Source organism: Stenotrophomonas sp. AS1 (assembly GCF_048957655.1).
GTDB classification, from domain to species: Bacteria; Pseudomonadota; Gammaproteobacteria; order Xanthomonadales; family Xanthomonadaceae; genus Stenotrophomonas; species Stenotrophomonas bentonitica_A.
On sequence record NZ_JARVXM010000009.1, the window covers coordinates 13,201 to 33,751 of the forward strand.

17 protein-coding genes are annotated in these 20,551 nt (G+C 68.1%); 9 read left to right on the forward strand and 8 right to left on the reverse strand.

Features of this window, described 5'->3' with window-relative positions:
• Positions 1-10: 10 nt before the first annotated feature.
• Together PV764_RS17190 and PV764_RS17195 are read left to right on the forward strand one after the other, a co-directional pair.
• Positions 11-2,671, forward strand: coding sequence for a sensor histidine kinase (locus PV764_RS17190; protein WP_019183965.1), 2,661 nt, complete (start codon positions 11-13; stop codon positions 2,669-2,671).
• Positions 2,652-3,371: a response regulator transcription factor gene (locus PV764_RS17195; RefSeq protein ID WP_019183966.1), complete on the forward strand. Its 720-nt coding sequence runs from the start codon at positions 2,652-2,654 to the stop codon at positions 3,369-3,371. The genes PV764_RS17190 and PV764_RS17195 overlap by 20 nt, the downstream gene beginning before the upstream one ends.
• Before the next feature lie 175 nt (positions 3,372-3,546).
• Here the strand turns inward: PV764_RS17195 and PV764_RS17200 are convergent, their stop codons facing one another.
• From PV764_RS17200 to coaBC, 3 genes are read right to left on the reverse strand one after another with little or no spacing between them, the layout of a single operon-like run.
• A complete protein-coding gene (locus PV764_RS17200) occupies positions 3,547-5,889 on the reverse strand; it encodes a phosphomannomutase/phosphoglucomutase (protein WP_421117158.1) in 2,343 nt (780 codons plus the stop codon).
• Between the two features lie 12 nt (positions 5,890-5,901).
• Positions 5,902-6,375, reverse strand: coding sequence for a dUTP diphosphatase (dut, locus tag PV764_RS17205; protein WP_046272982.1), 474 nt, complete (start codon positions 6,373-6,375; stop codon positions 5,902-5,904).
• A complete protein-coding gene (gene coaBC, locus PV764_RS17210) occupies positions 6,372-7,631 on the reverse strand; it encodes a bifunctional phosphopantothenoylcysteine decarboxylase/phosphopantothenate--cysteine ligase CoaBC (protein WP_070426458.1) in 1,260 nt (419 codons plus the stop codon). The genes dut and coaBC overlap by 4 nt, the downstream gene beginning before the upstream one ends.
• 194 nt (positions 7,632-7,825) lie before the next feature.
• Between coaBC and radC the strand changes: the two genes are divergently transcribed.
• From radC to PV764_RS17230, 4 genes are all read left to right on the forward strand, one after another.
• Entirely contained in the window at positions 7,826-8,515 is a 690-nt protein-coding gene (gene radC, locus PV764_RS17215; protein ID WP_070426457.1) for a RadC family protein, read from the forward strand.
• 101 nt (positions 8,516-8,616) lie between these two features.
• Positions 8,617-10,305: an arginine--tRNA ligase gene (gene argS / locus PV764_RS17220; protein WP_019183971.1), complete on the forward strand. Its 1,689-nt coding sequence runs from the start codon at positions 8,617-8,619 to the stop codon at positions 10,303-10,305.
• Positions 10,306-10,323: 18 nt separating this feature from the next.
• On the forward strand, positions 10,324-11,193 hold the full coding sequence (locus PV764_RS17225; RefSeq protein WP_399619972.1) for an SPOR domain-containing protein: 870 nt from the start codon (positions 10,324-10,326) through the stop codon (positions 11,191-11,193).
• Positions 11,194-11,307: 114 nt separating this feature from the next.
• Positions 11,308-11,664, forward strand: coding sequence for a VOC family protein (locus PV764_RS17230; RefSeq protein WP_102788887.1), 357 nt, complete (start codon positions 11,308-11,310; stop codon positions 11,662-11,664).
• Positions 11,665-11,877: 213 nt separating this feature from the next.
• Here PV764_RS17230 and PV764_RS17235 read toward each other — a convergent pair whose 3' ends face one another.
• Both PV764_RS17235 and PV764_RS17240 read right to left on the reverse strand, forming a co-directional pair.
• Positions 11,878-12,627, reverse strand: coding sequence for an SDR family NAD(P)-dependent oxidoreductase (locus PV764_RS17235; protein WP_019185578.1), 750 nt, complete (start codon positions 12,625-12,627; stop codon positions 11,878-11,880).
• A gap of 97 nt (positions 12,628-12,724) precedes the next feature.
• On the reverse strand, positions 12,725-13,177 hold the full coding sequence (locus PV764_RS17240; RefSeq protein ID WP_152663802.1) for a hypothetical protein: 453 nt from the start codon (positions 13,175-13,177) through the stop codon (positions 12,725-12,727).
• 190 nt (positions 13,178-13,367) lie between these two features.
• On the opposite strand from PV764_RS17240, the gene PV764_RS17245 reads away from it, so the two are divergent.
• Together PV764_RS17245 and PV764_RS17250 are read left to right on the forward strand one after the other, a co-directional pair.
• Positions 13,368-13,838: a DUF1456 family protein gene (locus PV764_RS17245; RefSeq protein ID WP_046274114.1), complete on the forward strand. Its 471-nt coding sequence runs from the start codon at positions 13,368-13,370 to the stop codon at positions 13,836-13,838.
• A gap of 159 nt (positions 13,839-13,997) precedes the next feature.
• Positions 13,998-15,173 (forward strand): MFS transporter, encoded by a 1,176-nt coding sequence (locus PV764_RS17250; protein ID WP_019185575.1) that lies wholly within the window; start codon positions 13,998-14,000, stop codon positions 15,171-15,173.
• A 162-nt stretch (positions 15,174-15,335) separates the two neighbouring features.
• On the opposite strand, the gene PV764_RS17255 is transcribed toward PV764_RS17250, so the two are convergent.
• Positions 15,336-15,974, reverse strand: a complete 639-nt coding sequence (locus PV764_RS17255; RefSeq protein WP_421117278.1) for a TorF family putative porin — start codon at positions 15,972-15,974, stop codon at positions 15,336-15,338.
• Positions 15,975-16,209: 235 nt separating this feature from the next.
• On the opposite strand from PV764_RS17255, the gene PV764_RS17260 reads away from it, so the two are divergent.
• Complete coding sequence (locus PV764_RS17260; protein WP_266085941.1) at positions 16,210-16,599, forward strand: DUF6165 family protein; 390 nt, start codon at positions 16,210-16,212, stop codon at positions 16,597-16,599.
• 21 nt (positions 16,600-16,620) lie between these two features.
• Here the strand turns inward: PV764_RS17260 and PV764_RS17265 are convergent, their stop codons facing one another.
• Together PV764_RS17265 and PV764_RS17270 are read right to left on the reverse strand one after the other, a co-directional pair.
• Positions 16,621-17,364, reverse strand: a complete 744-nt coding sequence (locus tag PV764_RS17265; protein ID WP_088432357.1) for a FadR/GntR family transcriptional regulator — start codon at positions 17,362-17,364, stop codon at positions 16,621-16,623.
• Between the two features lie 89 nt (positions 17,365-17,453).
• Positions 17,454-20,345 (reverse strand): TonB-dependent receptor, encoded by a 2,892-nt coding sequence (locus PV764_RS17270; protein WP_421117159.1) that lies wholly within the window; start codon positions 20,343-20,345, stop codon positions 17,454-17,456.
• Positions 20,346-20,551 lie beyond the last annotated feature (206 nt).

The following is a 20,551-nucleotide window of genomic DNA, read 5'->3' on the forward strand; positions in this document are numbered from 1 at the left end:
ATCCCCGCCCATGAGCGACTCCCGTACCCGCCAGGCCGATGCCTTGGTCGACACCCTGCAGCGCGAAGCCGGCGGCAAGCTCACTGTGTTCCTGGGCGCGGCCCCGGGGGTAGGCAAAACCTTCAGCATGCTGACCCGCGCGCATGAGCAGCTGCGCCGCGGCGTGGACGTGGTGATCGGGCTGGTGGAAACCCACGGCCGCGCCGAGACCTCGGCACTGCTGGCGGGCCTGCCGCAGGTACCGCTGCTGCAACGCGAGTACCAACAGCACGCGCTGGAAGAAATGGATCTGGACGCGGTGCTGGCGCGTCGCCCGGCCCTGGTGCTGGTCGACGAACTGGCGCATCGCAATGTGCCCGGCAGTCGCCATGAACGGCGCTGGCAGGATGTGATGGAACTGCTCGATGCCGGCATCGACGTGTGGACCACGGTCAACATCCAGCACCTGGAAAGCCTCAACGACGTGGTCATGCGCATCACCGGGGTGCGCGTCAGCGAGACCGTGCCGGATGCGGTACTCGACCGCCTGCACGACATCGTGCTGGTGGACCTTCCGCCGCGCGAACTGATCGAGCGCCTGCAGCAGGGCAAGGTCTATGTGCCGGAGCAGGCGGCGCAGGCGCTGCAGGCATTTTTCTCGCCGGCCAACCTGACCGCACTGCGCGAATTGGCGATGCAGGAAGCCGCCGACCGCGTGGACAGCAGCCTGCGCGAGACCCGTGCCGCGCGCGGCGAAGGCAACCTGCCGCTGCGCCGCCGCGTGCTGGTGGCGATCGATGGCGGCGGCCAGAGCGAGTACCTGGTGCGGGTCGGCCGGCGCATCGCCGAGCGGCGCGATGCGCCGTGGACGGTGGTGACGGTGCAGGCGCGCGCGCACGACGAGCAGACCCGGCGCGAGATCGATGCCGCCTTCGCCCTCGCCCGCCGCCTCGGGGGTGAGGCCGAACTGCTGCATGGCTCCAGCATCGCCGATGCGCTGCTCGATCACGCCGCACACAACGGGGTCTCCACGCTGGTGCTGGGCCGCACGCGCGAGCGGCCGCTGGCGCGCATGCTCAACCGCACGCTGACCCAGCAGCTGATCCGTCGTGGCGCGCATTTCGAGATCACCATCATCGGCACACCACAGGCGCGGGCGCGGGCGCGGCGGTCGGGGCTGTCCATTCCCAGCCGCAGCGCCGGCAAGGACGCGCTGCTGGCGCTCGGCGCCACGGCGGCGGCCTGCCTGGTGGCGCTGGTCGCCGAGCGCTGGATCGGGCTGTACGACCTGTCGATGGTGTTCATCGTGGCGGTGGTGATGGTCGCCGCGCGCAGCCGCACCAGTGCGGCGGTGATCGCCGCCGCGCTGTGTTTCCTGGCCTACAACTTCTTCTTCATCGCGCCGCGCTTCACCTTCGCGATCAGTGCGCGCCAGGGCGTGATCACGGTCTTCCTGTTCCTGGCCGCTGCCTTGGTGGCAGGGCGGTTGGCCTCGCGCCTGCGCATGCAGGTGGTCGCGTTGCGCGCGGCCAACCGGCACGCGCATGCGCGCCAGGCACTGGGCCGGCAACTGGCCAGTGCGGCGAGCAACGAGCAGGTCGCGCAGGCCGGCCGCGAGGCACTGGAACAGGCGATGGACGCCCCGGCGTGGCTGCGCATCGGGCAGTACACCAGTGCCAGCGGCAGCGCCGCACCGGGCGACACCGATCTGGCCGCGGCCGACTGGGCGCACCGGCATGGCCAACCCAGCGGACGCTTCACCGATACCCTGGCCGGTGCTGGCTGGTGGTTCCTGCCGCTGCTGGACGGCGACGACCGCGCGATCGGCGTGGCCGGCATGCGCTTCCCGCGCGAGGCACCGCGGCTGACACCGGAACAACGGCAGCTGGCCGAAGCGATGGTGGACGACATCGCGCAGGCCGCGCTGCGCACCCAGCTGGTGGCCGACCTGGAAAAGGCGCATGTGAGCAACGAGACCGAGCGGCTGCGTTCGGCGCTGCTGTCGTCTGTGTCGCATGACCTGCGCTCGCCGCTGGCAGCGATGATCGGCTCGGCCGACAGCCTCTCCAGCTATGCCGATGCGATGGACGCCAGCGACCGGCGCGCCCTGCTGGACACCATCCTGGTGGAAGGCGAGCGCCTGGACCGCTACATCCAGAACCTGCTGGACATGACCCGGCTGGGCCATGACGGGCTGCAGATCAACCGCGACTGGATCGGCGTGGACGAGCTGGTCGGCTCGGCCGCGCGCCGCCTGCAGCGCTATCAGCCCGATGTGCTGTTGAAGCTGGACATACCCGCTGAGCTGGCGCCGATCTGGGTGCATCCGGCGCTGGTTGAACAGGCCGTGTTCAACGTGATGGAGAACGCCGCCAAGTTCTCCCCGCCCGGCGCGGCGGTAGAGGTGCAGGCACGGTTGGTCGAGGGCGAATTGCGCATCGACGTGCTCGATGCCGGACCGGGCATCCCGGACGAGGAGCGCGCGCGCATCTTCGACATGTTCTACAGCGTGGAGCGCGGCGACCGTGGCCGGCATGGCACCGGGCTGGGCCTGACCATCTGCCAGGGCATGATCGGCGCGCATGGCGGCAGCGTACAGGCGCTGCCGGGCCGCGACGGACGCGGTACCCTGATCCGCATCACCCTGCCCTTGCTGCATCCCCACCCCGCCGATGACAACGACGATTCCTGAGGCTTCCCACGGCGTGCCGCCGGCGCGCGTGCTGGTGATCGATGATGAAGCTCAGATCCGGCGCTTCCTGGAGATCAGCCTGCGCGCGCAGGGCTACCGCGTGTCCCAGGCCGCGACCGGCCAGGCCGGGCTGGAAGCACTGGTCGGCGAAGGGGCGGATCTGGTGATCCTGGATATCGGCCTGCCCGACATGGAAGGCCATGAGGTACTTGGCGAGCTGCGCCAGTGGAGCCAGGTGCCGGTGATCATGCTGACCGTGCGCGCCAGCGAGACCGAGAAGGTGCGGGCCCTGGATGCCGGTGCCAACGACTACGTCACCAAGCCGTTCGGCACGCAGGAGTTGATGGCGCGCGTGCGTGCCCTGCTGCGCTCGCGCACGGTGTCCAGCGAAGGCGTGCTGCCGCAGTTCGATGATGGCCACCTGCATATCGATCTGGTCCGGCGCGAAGTGCACCTGGACGGCGCGCCGGTGGCGTTGACCCGCAAGGAGTACGCACTGTTGTCGCTGCTGCTGCGCAACGCCGGGCGGGTGGTGACCCAGCCGCAGATCCTGCAGGAGATCTGGGGGCCGACCCACCAGCACGACACCCACTACCTGCGGATCCTGGTCGGCAAGCTGCGCCACAAGCTGGGCGATTCGGCGCTGGATTCGCGCTATTTGTTCACCGAGCCCGGCGTGGGGCTGCGCTTCAAGGGGTGATCGACGGCATCCACGCATGGCGTGGAGCTGCATGGGCATGGCATGGATGTACATGCACGTGGCGCAGATGCACGGTAGTGCCGGCCGCTGGCCGGCTCCACGTCACGTTCAAGGAATGCGAAGCGCCGGCCAGCGGCCGGCACTACCGCTGATCGCCACGGTCGGTACCCACAGATCAGAAGCCCAGTTCCACACCCGGCAGCAGCGGTTGCAGCTGCGCGCGGAACAGTGCCTTGATGCGCTCCAGTGCCGCCTCGTCGTCGGCTTCGAAACGCAGCACCAGCACCGGCGTCGTATTGGATGCGCGCACCAGGCCCCAGCCATCGGGGAAATCGGCGCGCAGGCCATCGATGGTGGACAGGCGCGCGCCGGCGAACGGCGAGTCCTCCACCTGCACCGAGGAGACGAACAAGGACACCAGCGCGTGCGGGGTACCCGCATCGACCGGCACCTTCAACTCCGGGGTAGAGACGCTGTCGGGCAGCTCGTCGAGCACCTCCGACGGCGTCTCATCGCGCTGGGCCAGGATCTCCAGCAGGCGCGCGGCGGCGTACAGACCGTCGTCGAAGCCGAACCAGCGTTCCTTGAAGAAGAAGTGGCCGCTCATCTCCCCGGCCAGCTCGGCGTCGGTCTCGCGCATCTTGGCCTTCATCAGCGAGTGGCCGGTCTTCCACATCAGCGGGCTGCCACCGTTGCGCAGCACGTAGTCGGACAGCTTGCCGGTGCACTTCACGTCGTAGATCACCAGCGCGCCCGGGTTGCGCATCAGCACGTCGGCCGCGAACAGCATCAACAGCCGATCGGCATAGATGATCTTTCCTTCGCGGGTGACCACGCCAAGCCGGTCGCCATCGCCATCGAAGGCCAGGCCGATATCCGCGTCGAAGCGCTTCACGGTCTGGATCAGGTCTTCCAGGTTGTGCGGGTCGCTCGGGTCCGGATGGTGGTTCGGGAAGCTGCCGTCCACATCGCAGTACAGCGGAATGACCTCGGCGCCAATCGCCTCCAGCAGCGGCTGGGCGAGTTCGCCGGCCACGCCGTTGCCCGCATCGGCGACCACCTTGAGCGGGCGGTCCAGCTGCACGTCATCGGCAATGCGCTGGATGTAATCGGCATTGACCTCGCGGGTCTGGAAGCTGCCCGGTTCTGATGCCACGTGCAGCTGCGCATCGCGGATGCGGTGGTACAGCTCGGTGATCGCATCACCGGACAGCGTCTCGCCGCCGACCACGATCTTGAAGCCGTTGTAGTCCGGCGGGTTGTGGCTGCCGGTCACCGCCACGCAGCTGCCGGCGCGCAGGTGGTAGCTGGCGAAGTACACCACCGGGGTCGGTGCGAGGCCGATGTCGGTGACGTTGCAGCCGGCGCGGCGCAGGCCCTCGATCAGACCGGCGGTGAGTTCGGGGCCGGACAGGCGGCCATCGCGACCCACCACGATGTCGCGCAGGCCCTGCACCTGCAGGACCGAACCGATCGCCTGCCCGATCAGGGCGGCGACCTTGGGGGTCAGCTCGCGGCCGACCACGCCGCGGATGTCGTAAGCGCGGAAGATATCGGGGGCAACGGATTCGCCCGGCACGGACGGCGTCGGCGGTGCTGCCTCGTCGCTGGTGTCGACGGCCTCCACCGCAAGCGGTGCCTGGGCGAGGCTTTCGCTCAGGGTCGGGCCGGCGTCGGCGGCGCCGTCATCCGCACCGCGGCGGCGCGGCAAGGGCACTTTGCCTTTGCCGAGCACCAGCAGCACCGCGATCAGCAGCAGCAACAGCGCCACGATCGCACTGGAGATCGCCCCCAGCCCCAACGGGCCCGGTTCGATGTCCGGCACCGCTGCAGACAGGCGCAGCCCACTGGTGCCGATCGGGCGCGCCAACGCTTCAGCGCCGCCGGACAGCGCGCGGCTGCCCTGTTCGACGACGTTGTGGTTGCCCTGGCGCAGTGCGAGGTAACCGTCGGCGGGCACGGCAACCTGATCGAACACGCCGGTCAAACGCAGCAATGGCTGGCGCACATAGACGACCGCCGCACCCTGCGGGCCCAGATCGACGGCGGCCGCCAGGCCGAGACGCTGCCCACCGGCATCGCGTACGACGCGGGCCACCGGCTTGTCATCTGCGATGGCGGCTTCGAGCAGCGCCAGGCGCGAGTAACCGAAGGCCTTCGGATCGGCGTAGGCCGCATCGAGATCGGCGGTCAGGACCTGGACGTCTTCCACGCCCGGCCAGCCTTCGCGGATGGCCACGGCCGCCCCCTGTGCGTTGCCGCTGGCCAGTGCACTGGCAACGGGCCCGGTCTTGAGCACTTTGCCGAACCTGCCCAGCTGACCCGTCACCGCCGTCTGCAGCCCCTCGACCACGCGGTCACGCGACTGTTCAAGCTCGGCGCCAACGGCCGCCTGGCGCCATTGGCGCACACCGCTCCACCCGAACCAGCCCGCCAACAGCACCAGCAGCACGGCCAACAGCGGCACCGAGCGCCCTGTCGTGAACCGCGGCCGTCCTTCCGCCTTCGCCTTGCTCATCAAGCTCCCCTGTCAGCGCACCCCGGTATGGCCGAATCCACCCGTTCCCCTGGCGCTGTCGGTGAAAGTATCCACTACCTGAAGCGCCACGCGTGCAATCGGCAGCACCACCAGCTGGGCGATGCGATCGCCGGGCTGCAGAGTGAACGGCTCGCGCCCGCGGTTCCAGGCGCTGATCAGCAGCGGCCCCTGGTAATCAGCATCGATCAGGCCGGTGCCGTTGCCCAGCACGATGCCGTGGCGATGGCCCAGGCCCGAGCGCGGCAACACCACCGCGGCCAGGTTCGGATCGGCGATATGGATCGCGATACCGCTGGGAATCAGCGCCGTATCGCCCGGCTGCAGGGTGAGCTCGGTTTCCAGCGCCGCGCGCAGGTCCAGCCCGGCGCTGTGTTCGGTGGCATAGGCCGGCAGCGGCCATTCGTCGCCGAAACGCGGGTCCAGCAGCTTGACCTGCAGGGGCTGGAGGGAGGAATCGATGGTCATGCGTGCAACCTCTGGGCAATCAAGGACAACAGTTGTTCGGCCAGCACGGCCTTGGAGGTGCCGGGGAACACCTGTTCGCCGCCCTGCCAGTAGGCCGTGGCCGCGTTTTCATCGCTTTCGAAACCGCCGGTGCTGATCCCGACCTGGTTGGCGATCACCAGATCCAGGCGCTTGTCCACCAGCTTGCCGCGCGCGTACTTCTCCACGTCGTGGGTTTCGGCAGCGAAGCCGACCACCAGCTTGAGCGCGTTGGTCTGCGCGGCGACCTCGGCCAGGATGTCCGGGGTGCGCACCAGCTCCAGGGTCAGGCTCTGGGTGCCGGCGGTCTTCTTGAGTTTCTGCGGGGCGACCTGGCGCGGGGTGTAATCGGAGACGGCGGCCGCACCGATATAGATGTCGGCCGGCAGTGCCGCGAGCACCGCTTCGCGCATCTGTGCGGCCGAGCGCACATCGACACGCTGCACACCGGCAGGCGTGGCCAGCTGGACCGGGCCACTGACCAGCACCACCTGCGCGCCGAGGCGGGCGGCGGCGGCGGCCAGGGCATAGCCCATCTTGCCGCTGCTGCGGTTGCCGACGTAACGCACCGGGTCGATGTCTTCATAGGTGGGACCGGCGCTGATCAGCACGCGCAGGCCCTTCAGTTCACTGGCGGCCGGCGGCTCGGCCGGGGCCGGTGCCTGCAGCGTGGCCAGCGCGGCCACGATCGCGTGCGGTTCGGTGAGCCGGCCGGGGCCGGATTCGCCTTCGGCCAGCGGGCCGTCTTCCGGCCCGATCACCTGGGCACCGCGCTCGCGCAGCAGGCCGATGTTGGCCTGGGTGGCCGGGTGCAGCCACATGCGGTGGTTCATCGCCGGGCACACGGTCAGCGGCGCGGTGGTGGCCAGGCACAAGGTGGTGACCAGGTCATCGGCGTGGCCATTGGCCAGCCGCGCGAGCAGATCGGCGGTCGCGGGCGCGACCACGATGCGGTCGGCCCAACGCGCCAGCTCGATGTGGCCCATGGCCTGCTCGGCCGCGCTGTCCCACAGGGTGGTGCGGGTCGGCTGGCCGGACAGCGCTTGGAAACTGAGCGGAGTGACGAACTGCTGGGCCCCGGCGGTCATCGCGACCTGCACCTGGGCCCCGGCATCGCGCAGGCGGCGCACCAGTTCCAGCGACTTGTAGGCAGCGATCCCGCCACCAACGCACAACAACAGCTTCTGGCCTTCCAACGGGCGCGCGGCCGCCGGAGAAGCCTGGGGGGAGTCAGCCACCTTGGGTGTTCCTGTCGAACCGAGGCGATTAGCTTACCCGATGGTCTGTAGGCCGCCTGATGCGCCAGCGGCATAAGGAGGCAGGTTTTCGTCATAAGCAACCGCCGGACTTGGCACGATTCCCTGCATTTACCGACACGATGGCGCCTGGTTCACCGATGGTGGCGGGCAAGGTATCGGCGGAGACTGAGGCCATGTCGATCCGAGACTGGCCCAGTGCCGAGCGTCCCCGCGAAAAGCTGCTCGCCCAGGGCGCCGGCGCCCTGTCCGATGCCGAGCTGCTGGCGATCTTCCTGGGCTCGGGGCTGCGCGGGCGCGATGCGGTTGAGACCGCGCGCGACCTGCTGCAGTCCCACGGCCCCCTGCGCAACCTGCTTGATCTGCCGGCCACCGCGCTGGCCGCCCTGCCCGGCCTGGGCCCGGCCCGCAGCTGCAAGCTGGTGGCCGGGCTGGAACTGGCGCACCGGCATCTGGCCGCCGAGCTGGCCCGGGGCGACAGCCTGCGCGACCCCGCCGCCGCCGGGCGCTACTTCAAGCAGCGGCTGCGGTCGCGTCCCAACGAGGTGTTCGCCGCGCTGTTCCTGGACAACCAGCACCGGACGCTGGCCTGCGAGGAGCTGTTCAGCGGCACGGTGGACGCGGCGGCGGTCTACCCGCGCGAGGTGGTCCGGCGCGCCCTGCTGCACAACGCGGCGGCGGTGATCGTCAGCCACAACCACCCTTCCGGCAGTGCCGAACCCTCGCTGGAAGACCGCCGGATCACCACGCTGCTGCAGCAGGCCTTGGCCCTGGTGGACATCCGCCTGCTCGACCACGTCGTGATCGGCGACGGGGCCCCGGTATCGATGGCCGCGCGCGGCTGGATGGGCATCGCAGCGGCCTGATCCGGGCGGGAAACGCCGCCGCTCGGCCCCGGTTCAATGGATCGGGGTGGCTTCTGGGCTAAAATTGCCGATTCCGCCGCTCCAGTCCCAAAGCAGGCCTTGTGAAAAATCTCCTCCGCGCCCTGATCAGCCAAGGCATCGAAGCCTTGCGCGCCAACGGCACTCTGCCGGCCGATACCCTGACCCCGGAATTCGTGGTCGAACGCCCGAAGACCCGTGAGCACGGCGATTTCGCCACCAACGCCGCGATGCTGCTGGCCAAGCCGGCGCGCAGCAATCCGCGCGCCCTGGCCCAGGCGCTGCTTGATGCGCTGCCCAAGAGCGATGACGTGGCCCGCGTCGAGATCGCCGGCCCGGGCTTCATCAATTTCCACCTTGCCCCGAGCGCCTACCAGCGCGAAGCGGCCAGTGTGCTCAAGGAAGGCGCCGATTACGGCCACAACCTGAGCGGCAACGGCCGCACCGTGGGCGTGGAATACGTGTCGGCCAACCCGACCGGTCCGCTGCATGTCGGCCACGGCCGCGCGGCGGCGATCGGTGACTGCCTGGCGCGCCTGCTGGAAGTGAACGGCTGGAACGCCAAGCGCGAGTTCTATTACAACGACGCCGGCGTGCAGATCGAGAACCTGGCGCTGTCCACCCAGGCACGTGCGAAGGGCCTCAAGCCCGACGACGCCGGCTGGCCGGAAGCGGGCTACCGCGGCGATTACATCGAGGATGTGGCCAAGGCTTACCTGGCCGGCGCCACCGTGGAGCTGGAAGGCCATTCGGTGGTCGGCGAGCGCGACCCGGACAACCTCGATGCGATCCGTCGCTTCGCCGTGGCCTACCTGCGCAACGAGCAGAACCAGGACCTGGCCGCGTTCGGCGTGGATTTCGACATCTACTTCCTGGAAAGCTCGCTGTACAAGGACGGCAAGGTCGAAGAGACCGTTGCCCAGCTCAATGCGGCCGGCCACACCTATGAGGAAGGCGGCGCGCTGTGGCTGCGCTCGACCGACTTCGGTGACGACAAGGACCGCGTGATGCGCAAGTCCGACGGCACCTACACCTACTTCCTGCCCGACGTGGCCTACCACCTGAGCAAGTGGCAGCGCGGCTACGAGCGCGCGATCACCGAGCTGGGCGCGGACCACCACGGTTCGCTGGCGCGCGTGCGCGCCGGCCTGCAGGCGCTGGACGTCGGCATCCCGAAGGGCTGGCCGGAATACGTGCTGCACCAGATGGTGACGGTGATGCGCGGCGGCGAGGAAGTGAAGCTCTCCAAGCGTGCCGGCAGCTACCTGACCCTGCGCGACCTGATCGAAGAAGCCGGCCGCGATGCGACCCGCTGGTTCCTGATCGCGCGCAAGCCCGATTCGCAGCTGACCTTCGATATCGATCTGGCCCGCCAGCAGAGCAACGACAACCCGGTGTTCTACGTGCAGTACGCGCATGCCCGCGTCTGCAGCCTGCTGCGCCAGGCGCAGGAGAAGGGCCTGGGCTACACGCCGGCCGAAGGGCTGGCCGGGCTGTCCTCGCTGGGCGATGAGGCCTCGCTGTGGTTGATGGTGGAAATGTCGCGCTTCCCGGAAGTCGTGGAGGCGGCCGGCCTGGCGCTGGAACCGCACCTGATCGCGCAGTACCTGCGTGAATTGGCGCATGCCTTCCACACGTGGTATCACGGCACGCAGGTACTGGTGGCCGACGAAAGCGAACGCAACGCCAAGCTGACGCTGGCCTGCGCCGCGCGCCAGGTCCTGGCCAATGGTCTGAACATCCTGGGCGTATCCGCCCCGGAAAAAATGTAAGCAGTGGAGAAGCAGTAAATGGCAGCACGACGCGGCAAGAGCCAGGCACGGCGCAACAGCAACCAGGGCACCCCGGGATGGGTGTGGCTGGTCGCGGGTGTGGCGATTGCGGCCGTGGTGTTCCTGGCGGCACCCAACCTGTTCAAGAACGACGGTGACGGTTTCCTGCGGGTCGGCCCGCAGCCGGACCCGAACGCCCAGCCGGCACCGGTGAGCGATGCCGACACCGACGTCGGCACCGAGCTGCCCAAGCCGGGTGCCGCCAAGCCTGCCGAGCCGGCCAAGCCGGCGGCGACGCAGTACGACTTCTACACTCTGCTGCCCGGCAAGGAAGTGGAAATGTCCGATGCGGAGCTGGCCGCAAGCGCACGCGCCGAAGACCAGCGCCGTGCCAAGGCCGAAGCACAGCGCGCGCAGGCCGCGCTGGAAGGCCGCCCGTTGCCGCCCGCACCGGCGCCGACCAGCACCGCCGCGACCACCTCGCCTGCGGCAGTGAGCGCCGCCCCGCTGCCGGCTCCGGTGGCGGAGCGCCCGGCGGCGACCACGGCTCCGGCGACGACGCCGGCGCAGACCGCGGCGGCGGCTCCGGCTGCACCGACGCCGGCGGCGGCGACGGCGACGCCGGCTGCCGGGGCGGCTGAGCCGGCAGCCAGCAACGTGCGCTACATCCTGCAGGCCGGTGCATTCGGCGCGTCTGGCGATGCCGAGGCCACCAAGGCCAAGCTGGCGATGATTGGCCTGGCCGCGCGGGTGGAATCGGCACAGATCAACGGCAAGACGGTGTACCGCGTGCGCATGGGGCCGTATGGCAGCGCCGGGGAGCTGGCCGAGGCGAAGCAGAAGCTGGATGGGACGGGGCTTCAGGCGATGGCGATCAAGGCGCAGTAGCCGCGCGCCGCGACATATACAGGAACGCCGGGTATTGCCTGGCGTTTTTTTTACCGCCCAGGGCAGCCGACCAACGGTCGGCTCTACGGGGCTACCTTTCAACGAGACGCCTCCATGAGCACCGCACACGGCAATGATCGCCGGATCGACAACATTGAATTCAACGTGGCTGACATCGCGCGCAGCAAGGCGTTCTACGGCAGCGTGTTCGGCTGGTCGTTCACCGATTACGGCCCGGGCTATACCGAGTTCTACGATGGCCGCCTGCGCGGTGGGTTCACTACCGACGCGCCGGTGCGCGCCGGTGGGCCGTTGGTGATTCTGTATGCCGATGACCTGGTAGCCACGCAGCAGCGGGTGGAAGCGGCCGGCGCGGACATCTGCCAGGCGGCGTTCGATTTTCCGGGTGGGCGGCGGTTTCATTTCCGCGATCCGGATGGGTATGAGTTGGCGGTGTGGACGGCCGCCTGAGGTAGAGCCGACCGTTGGTCGGCTGCCAGGATGCAGGTAGAGCCGACCGTTGGTCGGCTGCCGTCAGCGGTGGGTATGCGCCAAGGGCAGCCGACCAACGGTCGGCTCTACCGGTTTCGGGCGTGCGGCCGAAGCGTTCGCCGGTTCGGGCGTGCGGCCGAGGTGTTTTCCCGTTCGGGTGTGGCCGAGGTGTTGGCCAGCGGTACCCTTGGATCAGTCGCGCGCGACCTGGAAGCCGGCGAACGACTGGCTGACCGGCATCACTTCGAGGCGATTGATGTTCAGGTGCGCCGGCAGCGAGGCGACCCAGAAGATCTGCTCGGCGATGTCGTCGGCGGTCATCGGGTTGGCACCGGTGTAGAGCTTGTCCGAGGCGGCCTGGTCACCATGGGTGCGGACCACGGTGAACTCGGTTTCGGCCATGCCCGGCTCGATCGTGGTCACGCGCACGCCGCTGCCGTGCAGGTCCGAGCGCAGGCCCAGCGAGAACTGGCTGACGAAGGCCTTGGTGCCGCCGTAGGCATTGCCGCCCGGGTACGGGTAGACGCCGGCAACGGAGCTGATGTTGATGATCGCACCCTTGCGCGCGACCAGCTGCGGCAACAGGCGATGGGTCAGCGTCACCAGGGCGGTGACGTTGGTGTCGATCATGGTGCGCCAGTCTTCCAGCGAGGCGCTCTGCGCCGGGGCGGTGCCCTGGGCCAGGCCGGCGTTGTTGACCAGCAGGTCGATGTCGGCGAAACCGGCCGGCAGGGCGGCCAGAGCCGCTTCCATCGCCACGCTGTCGCGCACGTCGAACACCGCGGCATGCACGCGCTCGGGACCGTAGGCGTCGACCAGCGGCTGCAGGCGCTCGGCACGGCGCCCGGTGGCGATCACGCGCCAGCCGGCCTGGGCGAAACGGTGGACAGCGGCGGCGCCAAAGCCGGACGTGGCGCCAGTAATCAGAGCGGTACGGGTCATCGAGGTACTCCGTGAAGATCCCGACCATTTTCGCACCGATGCGCGCCCGGTGTGGCGCCGGGCGCCACCCGGCTGACCGGCGCCACGGGTCGTCCCGTCAGCGGATGCGGAACACCCGCGCCTTGGGCAGGTCTTCATCCACCTGCAGGAACCAGCGCCCGGCGATGCCGGGCACCACGACGATCCCGGGGTTGCTGCGGGCGGTCTTGAGCTTCATCTCGCCCTTGAGTACCTGCCACTGCTGGCCGTTGTCCAGGGTGAACACCGTGCCGGGGGCCCAGCCGTCCACCTGGCCGGTGACCTTGGCGTTGATGGGGCCGTCGTCCAGCCCGGGGAACATCGGGGCCGGCGTCGGCACACCCGGGCCTGCGGCAGGTGCCGCCGCGACGGCCACCGGGGCGGGGGCATCGGCCTGGGCCTGGCGCAGCAGGCGGTTCAGGGCCTGCAACTGGGCCGGGGTCAGCCCGACGTCGGCCAGCGCCTGCGGATCCAGCCGCTGCTCCAGCGCCACATAGGGGGCCTGCGCCCACGCCGGGGCCGCCAGCAACATGCCCACACACCCGAGAACCTGCCACCTGCGCATTGCCTGCTCCACTGCCTGTCGATGCCTAATCGCGGCACTGTGCGTCACTTTCGTGGCAGCCAGATGACAGCGACCACCGGTCGCAGCCGGCCGCGCGCCCGGCACGGGGTAAAATGGCCGCCAGCCGCGCAGCCGCGCCGGCGGTATTGGACGTCCCATGATCAACAACGATGTACTGCGCAGCATCCGCTACATGCTCGACCTCAGCGACGGCATGATCGCCGACACCTGTGCCCTGGCCGATCCAGCCTTCGTGGTCGACAAGGCCGATGTGGCCGGCTGGCTGCGCAAGGAAGACGAGGAAGGCTTCGTGCCCTGCGACGATCGCACCCTGGCACATTTCCTGGATGGCCTGATCGTGCATTTCCGCGGCCGCGACGAGAGCCAGCCGGCGCGCCCGGTGGAAAAGCGCATCACCAACAACCTGGTGCTGAAGAAGCTGCGCGTCGCCTTCCAGCTGAAGGACGTGGACATGCACGAAGTGTTCGACGCCGCCGGTTTCTCGGTCTCCAAGCCGGAACTGTCCGCGCTGTTCCGTCAGCCGGACCACAAGAACTACCGCGCCTGCGGTGACCAGATGCTGCGCAATTTCCTCAAGGGCCTGACCCTGCGCGTGCGCGGCGCCTGAAGACGTCGTTGATGCGTGGCTCCGATGCAGGGGCCACGCGCCTCAACTGCTTGGCGTGGGTGAGCCATCTGGATTTCAGATGCATGGGATGAAGACGTTTCATTTCCCCCTTTCGCCCATCAGGCGGACACTGGCGCCCCTTCTTTCCCGGAGCCCGTCATGAGCAACGACGCGCCCTCGCCACTCAGCCGTTGGCAGGTCCTGTTGATGGCCTTCGCCACCGGCGTGGCCGTGGCCAGCAACTACTACGCGCAGCCGCTGCTGCATACCATCGCCGGCCAGTTCGGCGTGTCCTTCGCGCGGGCCGGCACGGTGGTGACCGTCGCCCAGCTGAGCTATGCGGCGGGCCTGATCCTGCTGGTGCCGCTGGGCGATCTGTTCGAGCGCCGCCGGTTGATCGTGGTGATGTCGCTGCTGTCCGCGGCGGGGCTGGTGCTGAGCGCGCTCAGCCATCAGTTCGTGTGGCTGCTGGTGGGCACCGCGCTGACCGGCCTGTTCTCGGTGGTGGCGCAGGTGCTGGTGCCGTTCGCGGCCACGCTGGCGCGGCCCGAAGAACGCGGCCAGGTCGTGGGCACGGTGATGAGCGGGCTGCTGCTCGGCATCCTGCTGGCACGCACCGTGGCCGGGGCACTGTCCTCGCTGGGCGACTGGCGCACCGTGTACTGGATCGCCGCGGCCGCGCTGGTGCTGACCACGGGCATGCTCTATCGGCATCTGCCGCGCTTCCATCAGACCGCCGGGCTGGGCTATCTGCAGCTGCTGCGCTCGATCGGTACGCTGTTCGCGCAGGAACCGGTGTTCCGCCTGCGCACCGTGCTGGGTGCGCTGAGCTTTGCGATGTTCGCGATCTTCTGGACGCCACTGGCGTTCCTGCTCGCCGCCGAACCGTATGGCTACAGCGATGCGACGATCGGCCTGTTCGGGCTGGTCGGTGCGGCCGGCACGCTGGCCGCGGGCGTGGCCGGGCGCATGGCCGACCGGGGCAAGGCGGCGCTGGCGACGACCGTGGCGCTGGTGCTGCTGGCCGCATCGTGGCTGCCGCTGGGCTTTTCCACGCACTCGCTGATCGCACTGGTGCTGGGCGTGATCGTGCTCGACCTGGCCGCGCAGCTGCTGCACGTGAGCAACCAGAACGTGGTCTATGCGCTGCGTCCGGACGCCCGCAACCGGCTCAATGCCGGCTACATGACCGGCTATTTCATCGGCGGCTCGCTGGGCTCACTGGTCTCGGCGCAGGTCTTTGATCGCTTCGGCTGGACCGGCGTGTGCGTGACCGGTGCCGGCGTCGCGATGGTGGCGATCGCGGTGTGGACGGTGGCGGTAGTACGCCGGTAGAGCCGAACGTTGATCGGCGGCATTGCGCGCCGCCTGGGGCAGCCGACCGACGGTCGGCTCTACCCGGTGGGATTCGCACCCGACGTCTGGAGTATCGGGTGAGGTTGGCTCGAGCAGCCGACCAACGGTCGGCTCTACCGCGCGGGGTGGGTGGGCGCTCCGTCAGAAGGCGGTTTGTACCGCGAACTCGACGCGCGAGCCTGCGTTGCCGGGGAACAGGCGTTTGGCCGCACCATCGGTGTCGTGCGCGGTGAGGCGCAGCTCCCACGGGCCGTGCACCTTCCAGATGGCGCTGAGCTGGCCATGCAGGTAGTCATCGGCCTGCGCGCTGTCCAGCCAGTAGTGGCCCACCGCGCCCTCGATGCGCCACTGCTCACCCAGCGGCAGGCGTCCGCCGAGCTGGGCATAGGTGCCACCGTGGCCGCCGGCCAGCGCGTTGTCGGACACCCCGACCTGCAGCCAGGCGCGTTGCCGCCAGGTCACGCTGCCGTTGAGCTCGGTCCAGTCCAGATCGACCGTGGTGGAGGGATAGACGTAGCGGGTCAGGTTGACGTCCACGCTCCAGTCCGGCGCCACCCCACCGCTCCAGCCGGCCACCACATCGAATTCGCTGCGCGCGCCGTTGTCCGGCCGGAACGAGACCCCCGAGCCCCAGGCCGAGGCGTACCAGCCACTGGGCGCGCTGAGCTTCACGCCGGCCTGCACGGCCGGATCGCCGTCGCTCTGCGAACTCCCGCGCCAGACATAGTTCGAGGTCAGCGTCGCATTGCCTTCCACAGCGGCCGCCGCCGCCCCGCTCATGATCAGCCCCACCAGCACCACGCCGCCGCGCAGGCGCTGTTTTGATTGTTTACCCACCACGTGTCCCGCTCCAGATGACGGCTGCGCCGTCGAGAGCGACAGTGTCCGCGGGCACCGCGTAAAGTCGCCATGGCGCCGCCGCGCGATCGGCGCAACGTTTCTGTAAATCCTGCGTCAGGGTGGCGCCGGGAGGTGCGCGGTATCATGCCCACTCTGACCTGTTGCGAGTAATGGCGTGGACGCGATCCTGACCCCGGTATCGATTGGCGAGCTGATCGACAAGATCACCATCCTGGAAATCAAGGCCGAACGCATCACCGATGCCGGCAAGAACGCCAACGTCCGCAAGGAACTCGAGGGCCTGTGGCCGCTGTGGCAGCAGCAGGTAAGTGCTCAGCCGGGGCTGGAAGCACTGAAGACGCAGCTCAAGGCGATCAACGAGCGCATGTGGGAAATCCAGGACCAGCTGCGCGACAAGGAAGCAGCGCAGGTCTTCGACGATGCCTTCATCCAGCTGGCGCGCGGTGTCTATGGCACCAATGGCGAGCGGGTCAAGGTGAAGAACGAGATCAACCGCATCGCCGGCTCGCAGCTGGTCGAAGAGAAGCAGTACCAGGGCGAGTAATCGCGCCGGCGCGCGCCGGGCTCAGTGCCCGGTCGCGGCCATGAAGCGTTCGCGGTCCTGCTGGGTCCGCCGGCGGATTTCGGCCAGCGCTTCGTTCTCGGTGGCTTCCAGCATCGATTCGAACAGACGCTGGAAGTGGTTGCGCATGGCCGACCGTGCCGCTGCCGGGTCGCGCTGGCGCAAGGCGTCCAGAATCCGGGTGTGTTCCTCGTCGCGGGTGTCATCGTCGTTGTGGCAGACGTTGGCATACACCTGCTTGACCCGCGGCAGTTCGTTGCGCATCCGCCAGATCAGCTGCACGCAGTGCTCCACCACCGGGTTGCCGGCGATCCGCGCGATCGAGAGGTGGAACTGGCGGTCGGCCTCGCTGGCCGCCGCTTCGCCCGAATTGGGGTCGACCATGGCCGCGATCAGGCCGGCCAGGTCCTCCAGTTCGGCATCGGTGATGCGGCTGGCCGCCATCGCTGCGGCCTCGGCCTCGATCACCGCGCGGGCGGCGGTCAGGTCGAACGCCGAGACATCGGGCAGTGCGCCCGGCGCCTGTGACGGTTTGGCCTTCACGTAAACGCCCGAGCCGGTCTTGATGGTGATCAGGCCCTGCGCTTCCAGCGCGATTTCCGCCTCCCGCACCGTCACCCGGCTCACGCCCAGGCGTTCGGCCAGGTCGCGTTCGCCCGGCAGGCGCGAGCCCGGCGGGAATTCGCCCTTCTCGATCAGCGCGACGATTTCGGCGGCAATGGACTGGTACAGACGGGGTTCGGACATCATCAAAGGCCTGCTGACAGGTGGCTGGGGACCGACACGCGACCGCGCCTTCAGAGAGCGGCGCGGTCGGAAAAACCGCGCCACTGACCTCAGAAGCGGTAGCGCACCCCCAGATAATACCGCCGCCCGTACGTGGTGTACTCGCGGAAGCTGCCGAGGATGGGCATATCCGACACCCGCGGCTCATCGGTGAGGTTGCTGGCCGACAGCGACAGCGACAGGTGCTTGTTCACCTTGTAAGTGGCGCGGAAGTCCAGCGAGCCATTGTCCCGCACATAACGGTTCTGCGACGGGTCGCCGACAAACTGCTGGTAATAGTCGGAGCGGTATTTGTAGATCGCCTGCAGGTCGAGCTTGCCCAGGCCCCAGTACACCTGCGCCGAGGCGACATGCTTGGACAGGCCGAAGATGTTGGCCGGCTCGACGATGCCCGGGGTCACCACGCCGGTGGCCGGGTCGGTGGATTCGCCCAGGCGCAGGTCTTCGGTCTTGAAGTTGGAATCGGCGTAGTTGTAGCTGGCCTTCACGCCCAGCCCGGAGAAGATCCCCGGCAGGTAGGAGAAGCTGTGCGAGGCGGTGAACTCCACGCCGAACAGATCGCTCTTCTGGTCGCTGGTGGCCAGCTGCTCCACCGGCACGGTCACGCTTTGGCCATCGATATCGAAGGTTTCGTTGACGATCACCGGCATCGAGCCGCCGTTGAACTGCTTGTAGTACAGCGCACCGGACAACATGGTGTCTTCGTTGGCATACCACTCCAGCGAGAGGTCGCCGTTCCACGACATCAACGGCTTGGCGCGCGGGTTGCCGGTGGCCGTGATGCTGCGCAGCGCATCGCCCACGCTGTTGAACTCGGTATCCACCTCACCCAGGTTGAAGGTGCGGCCGAAGCCTTCGGCGGCCAGGTCCGGCCGCGACATCGCCCGATAGGCACCGACGCGCAGCAGCAGGTCCGGGCGCAGCTCGAAGGCAGCATTGAAACTGGGCAGCCATTCGGTATTGCTGGACTTGAGCACCTGCGAGGTGAAATCGCCGGTGGGTTCCAGGGTCACGGTACCGTCGGGATTGTTGATCACATCCAGACCGCTGCGCAGGCCGACCGAGCGCACTTCGGTGCGCACACCACGCACACCGATGTTGCCGGTCACCGGCAGGCCGAACCATTCGGCGCTGTAGTCGCCCATCAGGTACAGCGCGCTGGTTTTCTCGGTGACATCGTTGTTGGCCGGGTTGCGCAGGTCCGCGCTCAGACCGGTATCGTCCACGCCGGTGAACGCCTTGAACAGGCAGCGGCTGTCGAAGCTGGCCCACTGGTCGATGGTGTTGCCGCTGGCATTGGCCAGGAAATCGTCCTGCGGGAACGCCTGGCGGCAAGCGAGGTTGGCGGCGCGGATCGCCGCGACGTTCGTGGTGGTCACATCCACGGTATCGGTGTAATCGGTGTAGGTCGCCTCGGAGCGGCGCAGGCCGCCCTTGATGGCGGTGAAGAAGCCGCTTTCCGGGGTAAAGGTGGCATCGAAGCGGCCAGCACGGATGGTGTGCTCGCGGTGCTGCTGGCGACGACGCACCAGGGCCGAGTCGGTGAAGTTGTCCGGATTGTTCACATCGAACGCCGGATCCAGGGTGATGCTCGGCACATCGCCGCTGTAATCGTAGGTGTAATCAACATAGCGGGTGTTCTTGATGCCGCCGACCGGCCTGCCGTTGACGTCGGTGCGGCCGGCGCGCAGGCGGGTGCTGCGTTCGATCTGATCGCGCTGGGTGTTGGAATAGGACAGATCGGTGGACAGCGTCCACGCCGGGCTCGGCCGGAAGATCACGTTGAGCCCGCCGCCGGTGTATTCCTCCTGGCGCTCCAGGAAATTGCCGGTGGAATCGACCGTGGTGCTGCCGGTGTGGTGCAGCAGCGCACCATCATCGGTGACCACGCGGTTGTTGAGGTTGCGCATCATCGAAGACAGCGACAGATCCGAGCGGTCTTCGGTGTAATCGCGCTTGGAGTGCTGGTAGTCCAGGTTCACTTCCACCAGGTCGCTGGGGCGCCACTGCAGCGCGGCGAACTGCGAATCGCGCTTGTCGTGTTCGATGAACTGGCGATAGATGCGGCTGCTGGGCACCAGGTAGTACGGCACGCCATTGGCGACCTGGTTGCCGTTGACCTGGGTGCAGTTGCGGGTCGCGCCGACCACTTCACGGCCATCGCAGGCCACCCAGGTGGAGCTGCTGGAGAACATCTCTTCCGGGTTGCTGCCTTCCAGCGCCTGTACGCCGATGGAGACACCGAGCTTGCCGGCGTTGCCCATGTCGAACTGATCGATGTAACTGGCGGTACCGCGCCAGCCGACGCCGTCCTTGTCCTTGAGGCGGTCGTCGTAGTCCTGCCAAGTGCCACGGCCATCGAGCTGGAACGTGCGTTTGCCGTACTCCAGCGGTTTAACCGTCTCCATGTTGATCGTGCCGGCCACACCGCCTTCGACGAAGTCGGCACGCTGGGTCTTGTAGATCGCCACGGTGTTGATCAGCTCGGACGGGAACTGGTTGAAGTTCACCGAGCGGTCGCCGCTGCCGTTGGTGGCCTCGCGGCCATTGAAGGTGGACGAACCCAGGAACGGGCCCAGGCCGCGGATGGAAATTTCCGACGCACCGCCTTTTTCGCGGTGGGTGGAGGCGCCGGTGATGGTTTCGATCGCTTCACCGATGGACAGCGCCGGCAGGTCGCCGATGTCCTCGGCCGCCAGTACGTCGGAGACCACGGTCTCCTCGCGCTTCTTGTCGATCGAGGTCTGGATGGTGCCGCGGATGCCGGTCACCTGGACCTGATCCAGCGTGGTGGCTTGCCCCGGCGGCGAGGCCGGGGCATCGGCGTCCTGTGCGTGTGCCAGCGGCAGGGCCGCGGTGGCGCACAGGGCATAGAACAGCGCGCTGTGCAGCGCGGTGTGGCGGAGGCCTCGTGGCGAGGCCGTACGGCGGTCATGCAACATCGTGATCTCCCTCCCAGGATGGATCGTCCGATTACACGGATTCGATCCGGAAGATTCACGACTGATGAACCAATGTCAATGAATTGGTACTAAAGTCTACCCCGCACCACCGTCCAGACCACTTTGCGCTGAATTAATGTGCGGACGCAGCAGAAAAATGCGCAAACCGCAGACCACATGCGCCTAAAGTGGTATGTGATTGTGGT

Excerpts from the sequence above, each read along its gene's own strand:
- PV764_RS17190 (WP_019183965.1), top strand. The coding sequence starts at position 11 with ATGAGCGACTCCCGTACCCGCCAGGCCGATGCCTTGGTCGACACCCTG.
- PV764_RS17195 (WP_019183966.1), top strand. The coding sequence starts at position 2,652 with ATGACAACGACGATTCCTGAGGCTTCCCACGGCGTGCCGCCGGCGCGC.
- PV764_RS17200 (WP_421117158.1), bottom strand. The coding sequence starts at position 5,889 with ATGAGCAAGGCGAAGGCGGAAGGACGGCCGCGGTTCACGACAGGGCGC.
- dut (WP_046272982.1), bottom strand. The coding sequence starts at position 6,375 with ATGACCATCGATTCCTCCCTCCAGCCCCTGCAGGTCAAGCTGCTGGAC.
- radC (WP_070426457.1), top strand. The coding sequence starts at position 7,826 with ATGTCGATCCGAGACTGGCCCAGTGCCGAGCGTCCCCGCGAAAAGCTG.
- PV764_RS17225 (WP_399619972.1), top strand. The coding sequence starts at position 10,324 with ATGGCAGCACGACGCGGCAAGAGCCAGGCACGGCGCAACAGCAACCAG.
- PV764_RS17230 (WP_102788887.1), top strand. The coding sequence starts at position 11,308 with ATGAGCACCGCACACGGCAATGATCGCCGGATCGACAACATTGAATTC.
- PV764_RS17235 (WP_019185578.1), bottom strand. The coding sequence starts at position 12,627 with ATGACCCGTACCGCTCTGATTACTGGCGCCACGTCCGGCTTTGGCGCC.
- PV764_RS17240 (WP_152663802.1), bottom strand. The coding sequence starts at position 13,177 with ATGTTGCTGGCGGCCCCGGCGTGGGCGCAGGCCCCCTATGTGGCGCTG.
- PV764_RS17245 (WP_046274114.1), top strand. The coding sequence starts at position 13,368 with ATGATCAACAACGATGTACTGCGCAGCATCCGCTACATGCTCGACCTC.
- PV764_RS17250 (WP_019185575.1), top strand. The coding sequence starts at position 13,998 with ATGAGCAACGACGCGCCCTCGCCACTCAGCCGTTGGCAGGTCCTGTTG.
- PV764_RS17255 (WP_421117278.1), bottom strand. The coding sequence starts at position 15,974 with ATGAGCGGGGCGGCGGCGGCCGCTGTGGAAGGCAATGCGACGCTGACC.
- PV764_RS17265 (WP_088432357.1), bottom strand. The coding sequence starts at position 17,364 with ATGTCCGAACCCCGTCTGTACCAGTCCATTGCCGCCGAAATCGTCGCG.
- PV764_RS17270 (WP_421117159.1), bottom strand. The coding sequence starts at position 20,345 with ATGTTGCATGACCGCCGTACGGCCTCGCCACGAGGCCTCCGCCACACC.